Source organism: Nocardia sp. CA-129566 (genome assembly GCF_050956075.1).
Lineage (GTDB): Bacteria > Actinomycetota > Actinomycetes > Mycobacteriales > Mycobacteriaceae > Nocardia.
The window spans coordinates 5,484,181-5,499,619 of record NZ_CP192085.1; the positions used below are offsets into that span (position 1 = coordinate 5,484,181).

The window sequence follows — 15,439 nt, forward strand, 5'->3', positions numbered from 1 at the left end:
CCACGGTGGCCGCCCGCCAGCGTTCGATACCGAAACCTACAGAGGCTGTTGCCGAATTGGCGCGGTTTTTGGCCGTGACGCAGATCACGTGCCTATGTGGACGGCTGAGGCGCAATCATGCCTGCCGCTAGGTGATTTGGTCTGTCGCTGTGACGGCGGTGTGACGGCACAATCGCATGTTCGGCGTATTCGGCAACAGCCTCTACAAGCAACGCCACGCTGTCGAATGCGGCATCAACGAGCTCAAGCAAAACCGCGCCGTGGCAACCCGATACGACAAACTCGCCGTCCGCTACCTGGCCACTGTCCACATCGCGGCCATCAACATCTGGCTTGGTACCGGCCACTTCTTAAACACGGCCTAGATGTGGAGGAAAACCTGACACTTCGTCCATCCACACTGGCCGTCACCTACCGCCGAACCTGATTCGCACACACACCTATCGCGTGCACCCGGACAGCGCACCAGCGGCGTCGGGTCCCTATGACGAACGAAGGCCGATCTCAAGCGGCGCTGATATCCGCCCCCTATTGGCCCCGTATCGGCAACACCCCGTCTCGGGGCTCGGGTCCGGAAGCTTCGCCGCCGAGCAGGCGCACCGGAATCAGCCGATCACTCGTACATCCCCGGCGGTTGCTGCACAGCCGACGCTACTTGTCATCAATCCCGCCATTTAATGGCTGACGTCAACCAACGACGCCCGCACACCTCAACGCTAGCAATCGATACCACAGTCGAAATGACGTGGATTTTCAATATATTCGCAGCTCAGAGGCCAATGAGGTCAGCTACATCCAACGCTATCTGCTCTTGACAACCACACCAATCGCAAGCTAGTTCGATGCGAGTACATGGAGCTACCCATGTGCTCACGAAATCAGTCGCTTCTTGTGTCAGCCGCCGCGCGCAGCTGGTCCAGCAGTTCTGGTCCGGTCCAGGTGCGCCGGTCGCCCTGTTCGGCGGCCACGATCAGTTCGATGAGTCGCTGGTTCACCGGTGTCGGCAGTCCGACCATCGCCCCGAGGCTCACGATCTCCCCGCACAACCAGGAGACTTCGGTCTTGCGCCCGAGCGCGAGGTCATCGGCCATGGACGAGCGGGCTTCCGGGTCGACGGCGAGGACCTTGGCGGCGATCCGGCGGAAGATCGCGTCCGGAACGGTGAGCATCCGGGCCATCAACTCCGGCGGCAGCGGCGTGAGCCGGGCCGGGCGAATTCGCGCCCGCTTCATCGCGGCAAGCGCCTCGCCCTGGGTCAGCGCGAGGCAGCGGCGGTAATTGCGGTCGGCCAACTCCTCGCGCAAGGGTCGGCCCGACAGCGCGTTGATGGGGTTGTTGAGGTTGAGCAGCAGCTTCGCCCACTGCACCGGCAGCAGGTCCGGATGGCGCCGCAACGCCAGGCCGGCTCGCGCGAAGACGTCGGTGAACGCGTCGAGCGCCGGATCGTCCTGCACCGCGAGCCCGCCCTCGGTGCCGCGATGGAATCGGCCCTCGGACTGGTGCACGACGTTGAACATCACCATGCCCGCCAGCACCACACAGGTGGGCAGGATCTCGCGGATCACCGCATCGTTGCCGACCCCGTTCTGCAGGCTCAGCACCACGGTGCCGGGACGGATCTTGCCATCGAGGTCGCGCACGGCCGCCGCTGTCGCCGCCGACTTCACCGTGACCAGCACCAAGTCCGCGGATCCGACATCCTCGGGGGTGGTCGCGACCCGGACCGCATCCCCGGCCACCGAGACATCGCCGCCGTCGAGATCGGTGAGCCGCAGCCCGGAGGCGCTGATCTCGTCCACTGCCCGCTGCCGACCGACGAAGGTCACATCGGCCCCGGCCGCCGCGAGCTTCCCGCCGACGAACGAACCGATGCTCCCGGCGCCGAGGACCAGCACCCGAGCGGGCACCATCATGTCACTCACGCCGATCCAGCTTCCGTGCCTTCATCTGGTCTCCAGGAAACCGGCCGCCTCGTAGGCGGCAAGGGCGGCATTCGAGCGCTCACGCACCGCGGCGACCAATTCCGGCGGGCCCAGCACGATGACACCGGAACCGAAGCCGAGCAGCAGCCGCGCCATCCAGTCCAGGGTCGCGAAACGCATGGTCGACTCGATGCTGCCGTCCGGATGCACCGCCATCCGATGCATCGGGTACTGGTCGAGTACCCAGCCGTAGTCGCCGCGAATACGCAAGCGCGCCAATGGAACCGCGGGATCGTCCTGGAACAGGTCCAGGGCCGCGGCCTCCTCGGTCGCATGGATCGGCGGACGGGCTGGCTCGTCGAGTTCGGTGGCCGCCTCGATCCGGTCGAAACGGAACAGCCGCACTCCCTCGGCCTGCCTGCACCAGGCCTGCAGATAGCTGTTGTCGTCCACGAGGACAATACGAATGGGATCGACGACACGTTCGGAGACGACATCGCGACTCGCCGAGTAGTAGACCAGCCGCAGCGCGCGCTGGCGGGCCAGCGCGGAACGCACCGTCGCAACGGCCGGCGCCTGGGACGGCGGCACCGGCCAGCGGGATTCGGCGTCATCGCCGGTCTTGCCGCCGACAATGGCCGATTCGAGTTTGGCGATCGCGGCATGCGCCGCGGTCGGATCGACCATGCCCGGCATATCCACGATCGAACGCAGCGCCACCAACAGCGCGGTCGCCTCGGTAGAGGTCAGGCGCAGCGGGCGGTCGATGCCCGCCGAGAAGGTGACCTCGATGCTCTCCTCGGAGAACGACAGGTCGATCAGATCGCCGGGACCATAGCCGGGCAGACCGCACATCCACAGCTGGTTGAGATCGCTCATCAACTGCTTGGTCGTCACCCCCAGATCGGCCGCGGCCTCGGCGGCGCTGATGCCCGGATTGGCGATGAAGTACGGAATCATGTTCAGCAGCCGCGATAGCCGAACCGAGAGCCGACTGCGCTCACTCATGCCGTGACCTCCGTATGGTCGAACACCGAACGCAGGCGCTCGACCACATCCGCGCGCAGTTCCTCCGGTGCCAGCACCACGGCATCGGGTCCGAGCCCGGTGATCAAGCGCGCCAACCAATCTCGGGACCGGATCGGAAGTTCGACGACCACACCGGTGCGTCCCCCGATGGACCGCTGCTCCAGTACCGGTCCGAGCCTGCGGATTTCGCGTCCGTGGCCATCGGCCACCCACACCGTCGCGGTGCCGGTGACGGGGGCGTGGCCGGTCACCGTGCCGACGATCTCCCGTAGGTCGACCCCCTCGGGCTTGCCGACCGCATTCGGCGGGCCATAGGCGGACACATCGTCGCCGATGCGCGATAGCCGGAAGCTGCGGACCGCCTCCCGGTTCCGGTCGTGGCCGACCAGATACCAGCGGCCGTTATGGGTCACCACACCCCAGGGCTCGACATCGCGCATGACGTAGGGCTCGTTGATCGCACCCCGATGCTCGAAGCGCACCGCCTGACCGGCGTCGATGGCTGCGAGCAGCTTGCCGAGCACCGCATCCGATCCGCGGGTGCGCGCCGGAACCGCGGGCACCGACGCCACCGCGGCATCGGTCTCCACATGAATCCCCGCCGCGCGCAATTTCAACAGCGCGCCCTCGGCCGCGGCCGCCAGTTCCGGCGACTCCCACATTTGCACCGCCACCGCGACCGCCGCCGCTTCCTCACTGGTCAGATCGATCTCGGGCAGCTCATAGGCGTCCCGGTTGATCCGGTAGCCCTCCACTGTCGAAAATCGGCTCACCTGCCCGACCTCCAGGGGAATGCCCAGGTCACGCAGTTCGTTCTTATCCCGCTCGAACATTCGACTGAACGCCTCGTCGCTGGCCGAATCCTCGTACCCCGCGACGCTGTCCCGAATCCGCTCCGCGGTCAGGAATTGCCGGGTCGACAGCAGCGCGATGACCAGATTCATCAGCCGCTCGACCTTGGATATCGCCACTCGACACAGGGTAATCGGCCCGCCGCCACGACCGCGCGTCGGCGCGCGATTCCCCCCATTCCGGTTGCCGCGCCGCCATCATGGACCCATGATCATCGCGTTCTCCGTGACACCACTGGGTGACGGTGTGGATGTCGGCCGAGCCGTCGCCGAAGCGGTCCGAGTGGTGCGAGCCAGCGGCCTGCCGAACCGCACCGACGCCATGTTCACCACCATCGAGGGCGAATGGGACGAGGTGATGGCGGTGGTCAAGTCCGCCACCGACGCCATCCTCGCCGTGGCACCGCGCTGCAGTCTCGTGCTCAAGGCCGATATCCGCCCGGGTGTCACGGGCGCGATCACCTCGAAGGTGGAGACCGTCGAGCGCTATCTGGCGCAGGGCTAGCCGCGCCCGTACCAGCCCGTCCGGCTACGGCCGAACCGCCTACATCGAGGCGATCAAGCGATCCACCCGCTCGTCGACCGAGCGGAACGGGTCCTTGCACAACACCGTTCGCTGCGCTTGGTCGTTGAGCTTCAGATGCACCCAGTCCACCGTGAAGTCGCGGCCCGCCTCCTGCGCCGCGGTGATGAAGTCACCGCGGAGTTTGGCGCGGGTGGTCTGCGGCGGCGTGTCCACGGCGGCGTCGACGGAATCGTCCTCGGTGACCCGCTTGGCCAGGCCCTTGCGCTGCAGCAGGTCGAAGACGCCGCGGCCGCGCTTGATGTCGTGGTAGGCCAGATCCAGCTGGGCGATCTTGGGGTCGGACAGCTCCATGCCGTAGCGGTCCTGGTAGCGCTGGAAGAGCTTGCGCTTGATCACCCAGTCCACCTCGGTATCGACCTTGGCGAAATCCTGTGCCTCGACCGCGTCCAGGGTGCGGCCCCACAGGTCGACGACCTGGTCGATGTTCGGGTCCCGGTCCCGATTGCGCAGGTGCTCCACGGCGCGGGCGTAGTACTCGCGCTGGATATCGAGCGCGCTGGCCTGGCGTCCACCGGCGAGCCGGACCGGACGACGACCGGTCAGGTCGTGGCTGACCTCGCGGATGGCGCGGATCGGGTTGTCCAGGGCGAAATCGCGGAACGAGACGCCCGCCTCGATCATCTCCAGCACCAGCGCCGCCGTGCCGACCTTGAGCATGGTGGTGGTCTCGGACATATTCGAATCGCCGACGATGACGTGCAGGCGGCGGTATTTCTCCGCATCCGCGTGCGGCTCATCGCGGGTATTGATGATGGGCCGCGAGCGGGTGGTCGCCGAGGAGACGCCCTCCCAGATGTGCTCGGCGCGCTGCGAGAGGCAGAACGTGGCCGCCTTCGGCGTCTGCAGCACCTTGCCCGCGCCGCAGATCAGCTGGCGGGTGACCAGGAACGGCAGCAATACGTCCGAAATGCGGGAGAACTCCCCCGCACGCACGACAAGGAAGTTCTCGTGGCAGCCGTAGGAGTTGCCCGCAGAGTCCGTGTTGTTTTTGAACAGGTAGATATCGCCGCCGATGCCTTCCTCCGCGAGGCGCTGTTCGGCGTCGATCAGCAATTCCTCCAGCACGCGCTCGCCGGCCCGGTCGTGGGTGACCAGCTGCGCCAAGTTGTCGCACTCTGCGGTGGCGTACTCCGGATGCGACCCGACATCGAGGTAGAGCCGAGCACCGTTGCGGAGGAACACGTTAGAGCTACGGCCCCAGGAAACTACCCGGCGGAACAAATACCGGGCCACCTCGTCAGGGCTGAGCCGACGGTGTCCGTGGAAGGTGCACGTCACACCGAATTCGGTCTCGATCCCCATGATTCGTCGCTGCACACTATCGACATTACAGCCATGTCATGCACTCGCGTGGGGCTGCGGACAACCCCGATGCATACGTCTTCACAACAATTTCGCACGTGAGCGAAACGTTCAACGGAAAACCATCGCCCACAACAAAGGCCCTCCCGACAAATCGGGAGGGCCTTCGCAGTGGCACGAACCAGGTGGACTACTCCGACTTCGGAGCGTCCTTCGACTGCTCCTCGGCCGCGGCCGTCGCTGCCGCCGCCTTGGCCTTGCTGCCCGACTTACCGCCGGTCAGCAACTGCTCCAAGGTCGGACCGGCGACCCGGCGGAAGGCACGTCGCGGCCGAGCCTGCTCCAGGGTGGCGACCTCGAGCGAGCTCACGCCCAGGACGCGCTTGTCCTTGTCCGCGGCCCCCTCGGGCACTCCGGCCTGCAGGGCCTTCACCGCCACGGCGACGGCGCTGGCCAGGTCGAGGCCGGTCTTGTAGGACGCCTTCAACGCGGTCATGATCGGCTCGGTCGTGCCGCCCATCACCACGTATTCGCGCTCGTCCACGATCGAACCGTCGAAGGTGATCCGGTACAGCACCGATTCCGGTGACTGCTCCGGATAGCCCACCTCGGCCACGCAGATCTCGACCTCGTAGGGCTTGAGCTGATCGGTGAAGATCGTGCCGAGGGTCTGCGCGTAGGCGTTGGCCAGTCCGCGACCGGTGACATCGCGCCGGTCGTACTGGTAGCCCTTCAGGTCGGCCTGCAGGATGCCGCCGCGGCGCAGTGCCTCGAACTCGTTGTACTTGCCGACGGCCGCGAACCCGACGCGGTCGTACAGCTCACTCACCTTGTGCAGCGTCGCCGACGGATTCTCCGCGACGAACAGCACACCCTTGTCGTAGGTCAGCACGATCACACTGCGACCGCGGGCGATACCCTTGCGCGCGAGTTCGGTCTTATCGCGCATGATCTGTTCGGCCGACGCGTAATACGGCAGTGTCATGCTGAGGCACTCCCCTCTTCCGCGGCCTCGCGATCGGCGACGATCGCCCGCGTGATCTCCTCCAACCGCGATTCGGTCACCTCATCGGCGCCCTCATCGTTGATCACGATCGCCGTCGGGTAGATGCCGCGCACCAGATCCGGTCCGCCGGTGGCGGTATCGTCATCGGCCGCGTCGAACAGCGATTCGACGGCGATCCGCAACGCGCGGTCCTCATCGATTCCCTTGGCGTACAGCTTCTTCAACGACGATTTCGCGAACATCGAACCCGAGCCGACCGCGGTATAGCCGAACCGCTCCTCGCTGCGCCCGCCGACCACGTCGTAGGACACGATGCGACCCGCCTTATCCGGATCGGTGGCGTGCTGGTCGTAGCCGACCAGCACCGGAACCACCGCGAGACCCTGGAGTGCGGCAGGGAGGTTGTCGCGCACCATCTTCGACAGCTTGTTGGCCTTGCCGTCGAAGGTCAGCGAGACTCCCTCGATCTTCTCGTAGTACTCCAACTCCACCGCGAACAACCGCACCATCTCGATGGCCATACCCGCGGTGCCCGCGATACCGGCCGCCGAATAGGTGTCGGTGATGTACACCTTCTCGATATCCCTGCTGGCCAACAGGTTTCCCTGGGTGGCCCGCCGGTCACCGGCGATCAACACACCGCCGCGAAAGGAAACCGCCACGATGGTGGTGCCATGGGGAGCCAGCTCCTTCGCGGCGGTGCCAGCGGAAGCTGTGCCCCCCGAGATCGGGGTGGCACCCTCGATCGCGCCGAATCGGTTGCCCGGCAACAGTTCCGGTGCGTGCATGCGCAGGTGCTCGGTGAACGACGAGAGGGCGTGCCCCGGGTGGAGACGCAAGGGGTCACCTGCTGTCACTGGCCGCCCTTCTGCACATACGCGCGAACGAAGTCTTCCGCGTTCTCCTCGAGCACATCATCGATCTCGTCGAGCAGGTCGTCGGTGTCCTCCGCCAGTTTCTCGCGGCGCTCCTGACCGGCGGCGTCTACGCCCTCCGGACCCTCGTCCTCGTCGCCGCCCCCGGCGCGCTTGGTCTGCTCTTGTGCCATGGCAGCCGACCTCCTCTGTCCTCATCATGACCAGGGCTCCATTCTGAGCACGACCCTGATCATGAGCAATGTCCGTGCCCGTATCTCAACACTACCCAGCCATACCGACACTGTGCTCTGTTATTGGCCGCGCGGGCGCGGCGTGTTCTGTGTCTTTGGCCGCGTGGCCGCGGCGTGTTCGAGGCCTCCCGGTGTCTCGCGTTCGAGCCGTCGAGACTCGCGACTGCGTCGCATGCGCTTCGATGACTCGGACGCGAGACGGGCCGCGAACGGGTCGCTCGTAAGACTCGCTCCGCCGTGGCTACGATCGCGATAGTCGTTGCTACCTGGGCGTATTCACCGATCGGCGCTACGTGGTCAGCTGTTCGACCAACTCGGCGGCGGTGTTCACCCCGTCGAGCAGCTTGCCGACGTGTGCCTTGGTGCCGCGGCGCGGTTCCAGCGTCGGGATGCGCACCAAAGAGTCGCCACCAAGGTCGAAGATCACAGAATCCCAGCTGGCGGCGGCGATATCGGCACCGAATCGACGCAGACATTCGCCGCGGAAGTAGGCACGGGTGTCGGTCGGCGGCTTGGTCATCGCGTCGAGGACCTGCTGTTCGTTGATCAGGCGCTTCATCGAACCGCGCGCGACCAGGCGGTTGTAGAGCCCCTTGTCCAGGCGCACATCGGAGTACTGCAGGTCCATCAGGTGCAGCTTGGGTGCGGCCCAGCTCAGGCCCTCACGCTTGCGCATACCCTCGAGCAGACGCAGTTTGGCGGGCCAGTCGAGCAGGTTTGCACATTCCATCGGATCGCGTTCGAGCAGGTCGAGGACCATTGCCCAGTTCTCCAGGATGTCCTTGACGCGCTCGTCGTCGTTACCGCTGCGGGCCACGAACTTCTCCACCCGGTCCAGGTAGATGCGCTGCAACGCCAGTCCGGTGAGTTCACGGCCGTCGGTGAGCGCCACCGTCGCGCGCAGGGTCGGATCGTGGCTGATCTGGTGTACCGCGGTGACCGGGCGGGCCAGCTGCAGATCCGACAGATCCTCGCCGGCCTCGATCAGGTCGAGCACCAGCGCGGTGGTGCCGACCTTGAGATAGGTCGACATCTCGGCGAGGTTGGCGTCGCCGATGATGACGTGCAGGCGGCGATATTTGTCCGCGTCGGCGTGCGGTTCGTCGCGGGTATTGATGATGCCGCGCTTGAGGGTGGTCTCCAGGCCGACCTCGACCTCGATGTAGTCGGCGCGCTGGGACAGCTGGAAGCCGGCGTGGTCACCGGACTGGCCGATGCCGACCCGGCCGGAGCCGCAGATCACCTGACGTGAGACGAAGAACGGGGTGAGCCCGACGATGATCTGGTTGAACGGGGTGTCGCGGCTCATCAGGTAGTTCTCGTGGGTGCCGTAGGAGGCGCCCTTGCCGTCGACATTGTTCTTGTACAGCTGTAGCCGCGGCGCGCCGGGCACGCTGGAGGCGTGCCGCGCGGCCGCCTCCATGACGCGTTCGCCCGCTTTGTCCCAGATGACCGCCTCCAGCGGGTCGGTGACCTCGGGGGCGGAGTACTCCGGGTGTGCGTGGTCGACATAGAGCCGGGCGCCGTTGGTGAGGATCATATTCGCCGCGCCGACCTCGTCGGCGTCGATCACCGGGGCCGGACCGTTCATCCGGCTCAGGTCGAAGCCGCGGGCGTCGCGTAGCGGCGACTCCACCTCGTAATCCCAGCGCGTGCGCTTCGCGCGCGGCACACCCTCGGCGGCCGCATAGGCGAGAACCGCTTGGGTGGAGGTGAGGATCGGGTTGGCGGACGGCTCGGTGGGGGTGGATATGCCGTATTCGACCTCGATGCCGATGATGCGCTGCATACCGTCGAGCCTAGGCGACGCGAGCTTGCCGCCTGTGGCGACCGGCGGCATCGGCGATCGACGGTGGACCGCAATGTCATACCGAGGGTGGTACTTCCGGAGGATACGTGCAGGCCGCGGCGGCCCGGATATTCGGAGTATGACCGATTCGATCGTCGAAATCACCGGGCGTTATCACAAGCCGGACGAGCCGAGCACCACCGCACCGACGGCCTCCGCGCGGCTGGTCGCCCTGGACGTGCTGCGCGGCATCGCGATCCTGGGCACGCTCGGCACCAATATCTGGATTCTCACCAATGCCGAAGGCCTGGTCGGGTACCTCGACGAACTGGGCGGGTCGGCAACCGGCTGGATGTGGGCCGAGCGGGTGCTGCAGCAAGTGACGCAGGGCAAATTCCTCGGGCTGCTCACCATCATGTTCGGCATCGGCCTGGCCATCCAGCAGGGTTCCGCGGTGCGTGGTGGGCGGCGCTGGCCCGGGAGTTATCCGTGGCGGGCCGGACTGCTGTTCCTGGATGGTGTGCTGAATTTCGTCTTCATCGCGGAATTCGACGTGCTGATGGGGTATGCGGTCACCGGACTTGTCGTCGCCTTCATCCTCGCGACAAGTGAACGCGCGCAACGTCGTTGGCTGGTCATCGCGGCGGGCCTCCATATCGCGATGCTCACCCTCATCGGGATCGCGATGGCCTTCGCCGATCAGCAGGATTCGACGCGACGCGAAGCGCTGGACCCGAATCCCTATGCGGACGGGTCGTTCTGGGATCTGGTGCTGTTCCGGCTGGAACATGCGGGCATGTTCCGTTTCGAGCCGATCTTCATCTTCCCGATGTCGATCGCGCTGTTCCTCGCCGGTGCGCGGTTGTTCCGGGCCGGAGTGTTCGGGCCGGAGGGCGCACGCCTGCGCCGCCGACTCATGATCATCGGTTTCGCGGTCGCCGCGCCGATCGATCTGGCGGTCGGCGTGCTCGGCGGCGGTGATCTGGTCTTGCTGACCAGGTACGGTAGCGCCCCGTTCGTCGCCTTCGGCCTGCTCGCGTCGGTCGCGCAGTTCTACCTGCGCCGACCGCGCGTCGGGTTCGTCGGCAGGCGGCTCACCGAGGTCGGCCGCACCGCGTTGAGCTGCTACATCCTGCAGAATCTCGTCGCTTCGATCCTGTGCTACGGATGGGGTTTCGGGCTGGCCGCGCACGTGTCCCCCGATGCCAGGGTGCCGTTCACGGTGGGCATCTACCTGACGGTCGCGCTGATCATCAGCACCGCCGCACACCTGTGGCTGCGCCGGTTCGAACGCGGTCCGGTCGAGTGGATGTGGAATCTCAGCTATCGGGCGCTGGCCCGCGAACGCTGAATCGACCACGGATGTGGCCGCGCTGCTATGTATCACCGCAGCTCTGGTACCGGAAATCCGGAAATGGCAGCAGCATGTGGCCGAGTGCGAGCCGGAAGAACACGAGTACAGGACTACTCGTGTTCTTTTCGCGCGGGTGCCGGATTCTTACGCAGCGTCACCAGAACTGGGTCGGCGTATCGATTTCAGTTGTATTGGAGGTGCGTCGTGTCGGAACCTGCCCGAGCAATGAGTAGGGATCACGCCTTCGCCGAGCTCGAACGACTCGCGAGCGAGGACCTGATCCGCTTCGATGGGCCGGGATCACCGGCCATGGTCGGATTCGCCGGATTCGACCCACACCGTGGGCGACTCCAACCCGGCGGTCTCGCCGGGGTGATCATCCGCCGCGGCAACACCCCGGCGACACCCAAGCACCTGGACCCGCGAAATGCGTTGGCGCTGGTGCGATTCTGCCGATTCCTCGCCGCCAACTTCGGCGTCACCGAGCTGTCGGCGCTGGAGATGGACGGCGGCGGAACGCATCCGGACGGCATCGCGCGCATCGACTGTCACGGCCAGGGCCGCGCCATGGATTTCGCCGGGGTCACCATGCCGGTCGGCGACGTATCGCGCCGGATCACCGTGGCGTCGCATTGGGGCACGGTCGAGACCGCCGTGACACCCGGCGGCAGCTGGCCGGGCGGCGCCCGGGTGCGCTACCGACTCGACGAACCCGATGCGAGTCCGCTCGGCGACCCGGACGGCGATCTGTTCGTCGCCGATTTCTTCCGCAGCGTCTACGATTTCGCGGCCAGCGAGTGGCAGGACCACTCCGACAGCCCCGATCCCGCATGCGCCATATCCACCATCGGCGATCCGAGTTTCATCCTGCATCCCGACCATCCCGACACCCGGTCCGTCGACCACATCCACTTCCAGATCGGCAAGTCGGGAACCGAGTGAGTGGGCTAACGTCGACGCTGTGACGCCAGCCGACCGATATCCGTTGCTGCACAAACCGACTCGCTGGGAATGGGGCGGTCTGGACGTCCGATTCTCCACCGATCTGCCGCCCGACGAACTCGTCACCAATATCCATGTCATCTGCTTCGTCGGCACCGATATCGTGCTGTGCCGCGACGATCGCGATATCTGGATCGTGCCCGGCGGCACCCGGGAAGCGGGTGAATCGATCGACGGCTGTGTGCGCCGCGAACTCATGGAGGAGGCCGGTGCCCGCCCGATCGGGCCCGTGCGCCCGTTCGGAGCCCACCACGCCACCACCGATCGCCCTGCGCCGCACCATCCTTGGCAACCGCATCCGCACAAAGCATGGCTGTGGTGTACCGCGGATGTGGTGCTCGATTCCGCGCCGACCAATCCCGATGATGCGGAGAACATTCTCGAGGTCGGCACGTTCGCGCCCGATGAAGCAATGCGCCGGTCCCGAACCGACGGCGACCATATGGCCGAATTGATCGCCCTCGCAATGGAATTCCATCGGAGGTGATCACCCGGGCGCGCGAAATCCACTGAGCAGCCTGGCGATATCGGCCGACGCGTGCTCCGGCTGCAGCGGTGCGTGCGCCACGAGCAAGCGGTACCAGAACGGCCCGAAGATCAGATCGGTCGCATACTCCACATCCAGGTCGGCGGCGAGCTCACCGCGCATGACACCACGGTTCAGTATGCGCACCACGACATCTCGCCGAGTCTGCACCCAGGCCCGGAACGGCTCGGCGAAGTCCGGGTCCAGCTGGGCCTGGGCCATCAACCCGCGCAAAGCCTCGACGCGCAACGGATAGTTGACGACTCCGTACAGCGCCTCGAGGAAGACGGTCAGATCCCGCTCGGCCGATCCGGTGTCCGGATCCGGCATGCGCGCGGTGACCGCGGCGCCTTGCGCATCCATCACCAGGGTCGCCTTCGACTTCCACCAGCGATAGATCGTGCTCTTCGCGACGCCCGATCGAGCCGCGACACCTTCGATCGTCACCTTGCCGAAGCCCTGTTCCTCCAGCAACTCGGCCGCCGCCCGCAGCACCGCATCGCGTGCGGACCGGCTGCGAATCCGCCCGCCGGTGCGCGGCGCCACGCTGTCGTCCACGTCACTTCCCTTGGCCATGCCGGTCAGTGTATCGTTTAGAAAACGCTACGGAGCGTTTCGATTTAGGAGTTGAGTGATCAATGAGTGCGATCGTCGTCAGCCACGGCCTTGGAGCTCGCGGTGACAGTGTGTGGTTCCCCTACTTCGTGGCGGAGTTGGCCGCACAGGGGCATGCGGTAACGATCCCGAATCTGCCCGAACCCGAAGCGCCCCGGCTGGATTCGTGGCGCAAGAACTTCGCTGAGGCGGCGGCAGCGGCGGGCCCGGCGGCCGATACCGTGCTGGTCGGCCACAGCATCGGCGGCGTCAATGTGCTGCGGATGCTCGAACAGCACGATGTCGCCGCGGCCGGGCAGTTCGCCGGGGTACTCCTGGTCTCCACCGCCGCGCACGAGGTCGGCTACGACTTGCTGGCCGAATTCTTCGACGGACCGTTCGACTGGGCGCGCATCCGCGGCGCGGCGCGCGAGTTCCGAGTGCTGGCGGCCGCCGACGATCCGGTCAACGTCCCCGATCCCGTCGCACATGTCGGACTGCTGGTCCGCGGATTGGAAGCCACCGCGGTGCTCACCGCCACCGGTAGCCACCTGGGCAACGATCCCGACGATCACATCGAATTGCCCGAGGCCGTTCGGTTGGTCGACGACATCCTGGCGGCCACCCGATGACTCAGCACCAGACCGACGAAAACCCCGGTCCTGCTACGCATTCCGCGGGTCCGGTCAAATGGAAATTGTGGCTGCTGACGGTAGTCGGGATCTACCCACTGCTCACCATTCTGGTGACGGCTACCGGCCCACTGCTCGAACCGCTGGCACCGCCGCTACGGTTGGCGATCATCGTGCCGATCGCCGTCGCGGCCATGGTGTGGGTCGTCATGCCGTTTCTCACCCGTCGCTGCGCGGGGTGGCTGATGCGATGACGAGATGGCGCACTGGATTCGGCTACGAACGTCGCCCGCGAATGCGCCCCAGGCCGACCGTCGCGGCAGCAACACGTGGCTCCAACATGCGCACCGGGGATTTGGTCATGTTCAGCACATCCAGGAACGCTGCCGCGGCCACCGGGTCGGCCGCGGCAGCCCGAAACATCATGTTCAAGCCCGAATGGGCGAGGGATTTCACGCCCGGGGTACCGATCGCGACCGGTGGCATCGTGAGGTCGCTGACCTTTGTCAGCCACCACGGCGTGCGCAGCATGCGGCCGACGCGTCGATAGTAACGGCGTGGCAGATCCTTGGTTCCCTTGTGGAGTACCTCGTCGAGTAGGTCCGCGGCGATGGCCGCCACGGTCATTCCGCTGCCGTAGATGGGATTGAAACAGCACACCGCATCGCCGATCGACAGTATTCCGTGGGGAATACGATCCAACAGTTCATATCGACGCCATACCGCCGTCTTGAACCGATAGGTCGCTACCTCGTCGACGGGAGTCGCGCAGCGCAGCACGGTGGCGACATCGTCGGGTGCGAACGCCGCGGCGAATTCCAATAGCTCGCCGGGGCTCGACGGCGGATGGTCGTCCTTGCCGACGCCGAATGTCGACAGCACCCACGTGTCCCCTTCCTGTGCCGCGAACCCGAACCCGCGCGGTCGGCTCGGCATCGGTCCGACCAGGACGATCCGGTCGCCGCCGACGGCATCCAGCGGCAGACGGAAATGGCAAGTGGCATAGCCGATATCGACGGGAACCTGGTCTTCGGGTGGCCGCGGGTACCCGAGCGATTCGAGCCAGGCACCGACTCGTGTGCCCCGGCCCATTGCGTCGACCACCAGATCGGCACGGATCGGCTCCGGTGCTCCGTCGCTGTCCCGGCGCAGCACCCGAATGCCGCCGACGCCGGTATCGGATGCGACCAGGCCCGCGACGACAGCGTCATCGCATACCGTCACATTCGGCAGTGCGGATACGCGGGCGCGCACGTGCGACTCCAGAAAGGTTCGACTGGCGACGACCGAACTTCTGCCCAGGGCAGCGCGATGGAGGACGTTTCCGAAGAAGATCGCCCGGAAGTCGTCGAATGCGCTGACGGTTTTCGCGCCATCGGCGATCAACTCGTTGGTCAGGCCGGGAAAGCGTGCCTCAGCGATGTCCGCGGCGCGCATCAGCAGGCCATGAGAATGTCGCGCTTGAGGTGTTCCCCGACGTTTGGTTCCGTTGGCGGCCAACCGATCTCGTTCGATGATGGTTACCGCCGCATAATGATCGGCGAGGATCCGCGCCGCGAACAAACCAGCCATCCCGCCACCGAGAACCACCGCATGGTCCCCGGCACGGCGGTTACCCGTCTGAGGCATGGCTGTCCTCCTCGTCAGCGCGACGGCGCAGTCGCGGTCCGCGATCGGTCGATCGCGGGCAGAGCACGCGACCCTACCCCGGTGGGCGTTGTCGTGCATTTTGTAGAAA

The 15,439-nt window shown here is 65.9% G+C and carries 17 protein-coding genes; 7 read left to right on the forward strand and 10 right to left on the reverse strand.

Annotated features, from left to right (window positions below):
* Positions 1–176: 176 nt before the first annotated feature.
* Positions 177–365 carry a hypothetical protein gene (locus ACQP0C_RS23760; protein WP_433734833.1) on the forward strand — a complete coding sequence of 63 codons (189 nt, stop codon included), beginning with the start codon at positions 177–179 and terminating at the stop codon, positions 363–365.
* A 513-nt stretch (positions 366–878) separates the two neighbouring features.
* On the opposite strand, the gene ACQP0C_RS23765 is transcribed toward ACQP0C_RS23760, so the two are convergent.
* From ACQP0C_RS23765 to ACQP0C_RS23775, 3 genes are read right to left on the reverse strand one after another with little or no spacing between them, the layout of a single operon-like run.
* Positions 879–1,913: a 2-dehydropantoate 2-reductase gene (locus ACQP0C_RS23765; RefSeq protein ID WP_433734634.1), complete on the reverse strand. Its 1,035-nt coding sequence runs from the start codon at positions 1,911–1,913 to the stop codon at positions 879–881.
* A 30-nt stretch (positions 1,914–1,943) separates the two neighbouring features.
* The gene (locus ACQP0C_RS23770) at positions 1,944–2,930 is read right to left on the reverse strand and encodes a helix-turn-helix transcriptional regulator (protein WP_433723219.1); all 987 of its coding nucleotides are present in this window, start codon (positions 2,928–2,930) and stop codon (positions 1,944–1,946) included.
* The gene (locus tag ACQP0C_RS23775) at positions 2,927–3,922 is read right to left on the reverse strand and encodes a helix-turn-helix transcriptional regulator (protein ID WP_433723221.1); all 996 of its coding nucleotides are present in this window, start codon (positions 3,920–3,922) and stop codon (positions 2,927–2,929) included. The genes ACQP0C_RS23770 and ACQP0C_RS23775 overlap by 4 nt, the downstream gene beginning before the upstream one ends.
* Positions 3,923–4,010: 88 nt before the next feature.
* Here ACQP0C_RS23775 and ACQP0C_RS23780 point away from each other — a divergent pair, with 88 nt between their 5' ends.
* Positions 4,011–4,307, forward strand: a complete 297-nt coding sequence (locus ACQP0C_RS23780) for a thiamine-binding protein (RefSeq protein WP_433723223.1) — start codon at positions 4,011–4,013, stop codon at positions 4,305–4,307.
* Between the two features lie 39 nt (positions 4,308–4,346).
* Here ACQP0C_RS23780 and pafA read toward each other — a convergent pair whose 3' ends face one another.
* The 5 genes from pafA to dop form a co-directional block, all read right to left on the reverse strand.
* A complete protein-coding gene (gene pafA / locus ACQP0C_RS23785) occupies positions 4,347–5,705 on the reverse strand; it encodes a Pup--protein ligase (protein WP_433723225.1) in 1,359 nt (452 codons plus the stop codon).
* Positions 5,706–5,880: 175 nt separating this feature from the next.
* A complete protein-coding gene (prcA, locus tag ACQP0C_RS23790) occupies positions 5,881–6,675 on the reverse strand; it encodes a proteasome subunit alpha (RefSeq protein WP_433723227.1) in 795 nt (264 codons plus the stop codon).
* Positions 6,672–7,553: a proteasome subunit beta gene (prcB, locus tag ACQP0C_RS23795; RefSeq protein WP_433723229.1), complete on the reverse strand. Its 882-nt coding sequence runs from the start codon at positions 7,551–7,553 to the stop codon at positions 6,672–6,674. Before prcB ends, prcA begins: the two co-directional genes overlap by 4 nt.
* Positions 7,550–7,744 carry a ubiquitin-like protein Pup gene (locus ACQP0C_RS23800; RefSeq protein WP_014351559.1) on the reverse strand — a complete coding sequence of 65 codons (195 nt, stop codon included), beginning with the start codon at positions 7,742–7,744 and terminating at the stop codon, positions 7,550–7,552. Before ACQP0C_RS23800 ends, prcB begins: the two co-directional genes overlap by 4 nt.
* A 349-nt stretch (positions 7,745–8,093) precedes the next feature.
* Positions 8,094–9,593, reverse strand: a complete 1,500-nt coding sequence (gene dop, locus ACQP0C_RS23805) for a depupylase/deamidase Dop (RefSeq protein ID WP_433678138.1) — start codon at positions 9,591–9,593, stop codon at positions 8,094–8,096.
* 139 nt (positions 9,594–9,732) lie between these two features.
* Here dop and ACQP0C_RS23810 point away from each other — a divergent pair, with 139 nt between their 5' ends.
* The 3 genes from ACQP0C_RS23810 (at position 9,733) to ACQP0C_RS23820 (ending at position 12,436) form a co-directional block, all read left to right on the forward strand.
* The gene (locus tag ACQP0C_RS23810; RefSeq protein WP_433723231.1) at positions 9,733–10,944 is read left to right on the forward strand and encodes a DUF418 domain-containing protein; all 1,212 of its coding nucleotides are present in this window, start codon (positions 9,733–9,735) and stop codon (positions 10,942–10,944) included.
* Positions 10,945–11,172: 228 nt separating this feature from the next.
* Positions 11,173–11,889: a hypothetical protein gene (locus ACQP0C_RS23815; RefSeq protein ID WP_433723233.1), complete on the forward strand. Its 717-nt coding sequence runs from the start codon at positions 11,173–11,175 to the stop codon at positions 11,887–11,889.
* A gap of 19 nt (positions 11,890–11,908) precedes the next feature.
* The gene (locus ACQP0C_RS23820; RefSeq protein ID WP_433723235.1) at positions 11,909–12,436 is read left to right on the forward strand and encodes an NUDIX hydrolase; all 528 of its coding nucleotides are present in this window, start codon (positions 11,909–11,911) and stop codon (positions 12,434–12,436) included.
* Here the strand turns inward: ACQP0C_RS23820 and ACQP0C_RS23825 are convergent, their stop codons facing one another.
* The gene (locus ACQP0C_RS23825) at positions 12,437–13,051 is read right to left on the reverse strand and encodes a TetR/AcrR family transcriptional regulator (protein ID WP_433723237.1); all 615 of its coding nucleotides are present in this window, start codon (positions 13,049–13,051) and stop codon (positions 12,437–12,439) included.
* Positions 13,052–13,113: 62 nt separating this feature from the next.
* Here ACQP0C_RS23825 and ACQP0C_RS23830 point away from each other — a divergent pair, with 62 nt between their 5' ends.
* Together ACQP0C_RS23830 and ACQP0C_RS23835 are read left to right on the forward strand one after the other, a co-directional pair.
* On the forward strand, positions 13,114–13,701 hold the full coding sequence (locus ACQP0C_RS23830; protein ID WP_433723239.1) for an alpha/beta fold hydrolase: 588 nt from the start codon (positions 13,114–13,116) through the stop codon (positions 13,699–13,701).
* On the forward strand, positions 13,698–13,955 hold the full coding sequence (locus tag ACQP0C_RS23835; RefSeq protein WP_433723241.1) for a hypothetical protein: 258 nt from the start codon (positions 13,698–13,700) through the stop codon (positions 13,953–13,955). Before ACQP0C_RS23830 ends, ACQP0C_RS23835 begins: the two co-directional genes overlap by 4 nt.
* A 22-nt stretch (positions 13,956–13,977) precedes the next feature.
* On the opposite strand, the gene ACQP0C_RS23840 is transcribed toward ACQP0C_RS23835, so the two are convergent.
* Positions 13,978–15,330: an NAD(P)/FAD-dependent oxidoreductase gene (locus ACQP0C_RS23840; protein ID WP_433723243.1), complete on the reverse strand. Its 1,353-nt coding sequence runs from the start codon at positions 15,328–15,330 to the stop codon at positions 13,978–13,980.
* Positions 15,331–15,439: the final 109 nt, after the last annotated feature.

What these genes read in the sequence shown, in the direction of transcription:
- ACQP0C_RS23800 (WP_014351559.1), bottom strand. Translation starts at nt 7,744, where the DNA reads ATGGCACAAGAGCAGACCAAGCGCGCCGGGGGCGGCGACGAGGACGAG.
- ACQP0C_RS23770 (WP_433723219.1), bottom strand. Translation starts at nt 2,930, where the DNA reads ATGAGTGAGCGCAGTCGGCTCTCGGTTCGGCTATCGCGGCTGCTGAAC.
- ACQP0C_RS23810 (WP_433723231.1), top strand. Translation starts at nt 9,733, where the DNA reads ATGACCGATTCGATCGTCGAAATCACCGGGCGTTATCACAAGCCGGAC.
- ACQP0C_RS23825 (WP_433723237.1), bottom strand. Translation starts at nt 13,051, where the DNA reads ATGGCCAAGGGAAGTGACGTGGACGACAGCGTGGCGCCGCGCACCGGC.
- ACQP0C_RS23815 (WP_433723233.1), top strand. Translation starts at nt 11,173, where the DNA reads ATGAGTAGGGATCACGCCTTCGCCGAGCTCGAACGACTCGCGAGCGAG.
- ACQP0C_RS23760 (WP_433734833.1), top strand. Translation starts at nt 177, where the DNA reads ATGTTCGGCGTATTCGGCAACAGCCTCTACAAGCAACGCCACGCTGTC.
- ACQP0C_RS23835 (WP_433723241.1), top strand. Translation starts at nt 13,698, where the DNA reads ATGACTCAGCACCAGACCGACGAAAACCCCGGTCCTGCTACGCATTCC.
- ACQP0C_RS23780 (WP_433723223.1), top strand. Translation starts at nt 4,011, where the DNA reads ATGATCATCGCGTTCTCCGTGACACCACTGGGTGACGGTGTGGATGTC.
- ACQP0C_RS23765 (WP_433734634.1), bottom strand. Translation starts at nt 1,913, where the DNA reads ATGATGGTGCCCGCTCGGGTGCTGGTCCTCGGCGCCGGGAGCATCGGT.
- ACQP0C_RS23830 (WP_433723239.1), top strand. Translation starts at nt 13,114, where the DNA reads ATGAGTGCGATCGTCGTCAGCCACGGCCTTGGAGCTCGCGGTGACAGT.
- dop (WP_433678138.1), bottom strand. Translation starts at nt 9,593, where the DNA reads ATGCAGCGCATCATCGGCATCGAGGTCGAATACGGCATATCCACCCCC.
- prcA (WP_433723227.1), bottom strand. Translation starts at nt 6,675, where the DNA reads ATGACACTGCCGTATTACGCGTCGGCCGAACAGATCATGCGCGATAAG.
- ACQP0C_RS23840 (WP_433723243.1), bottom strand. Translation starts at nt 15,330, where the DNA reads ATGCCTCAGACGGGTAACCGCCGTGCCGGGGACCATGCGGTGGTTCTC.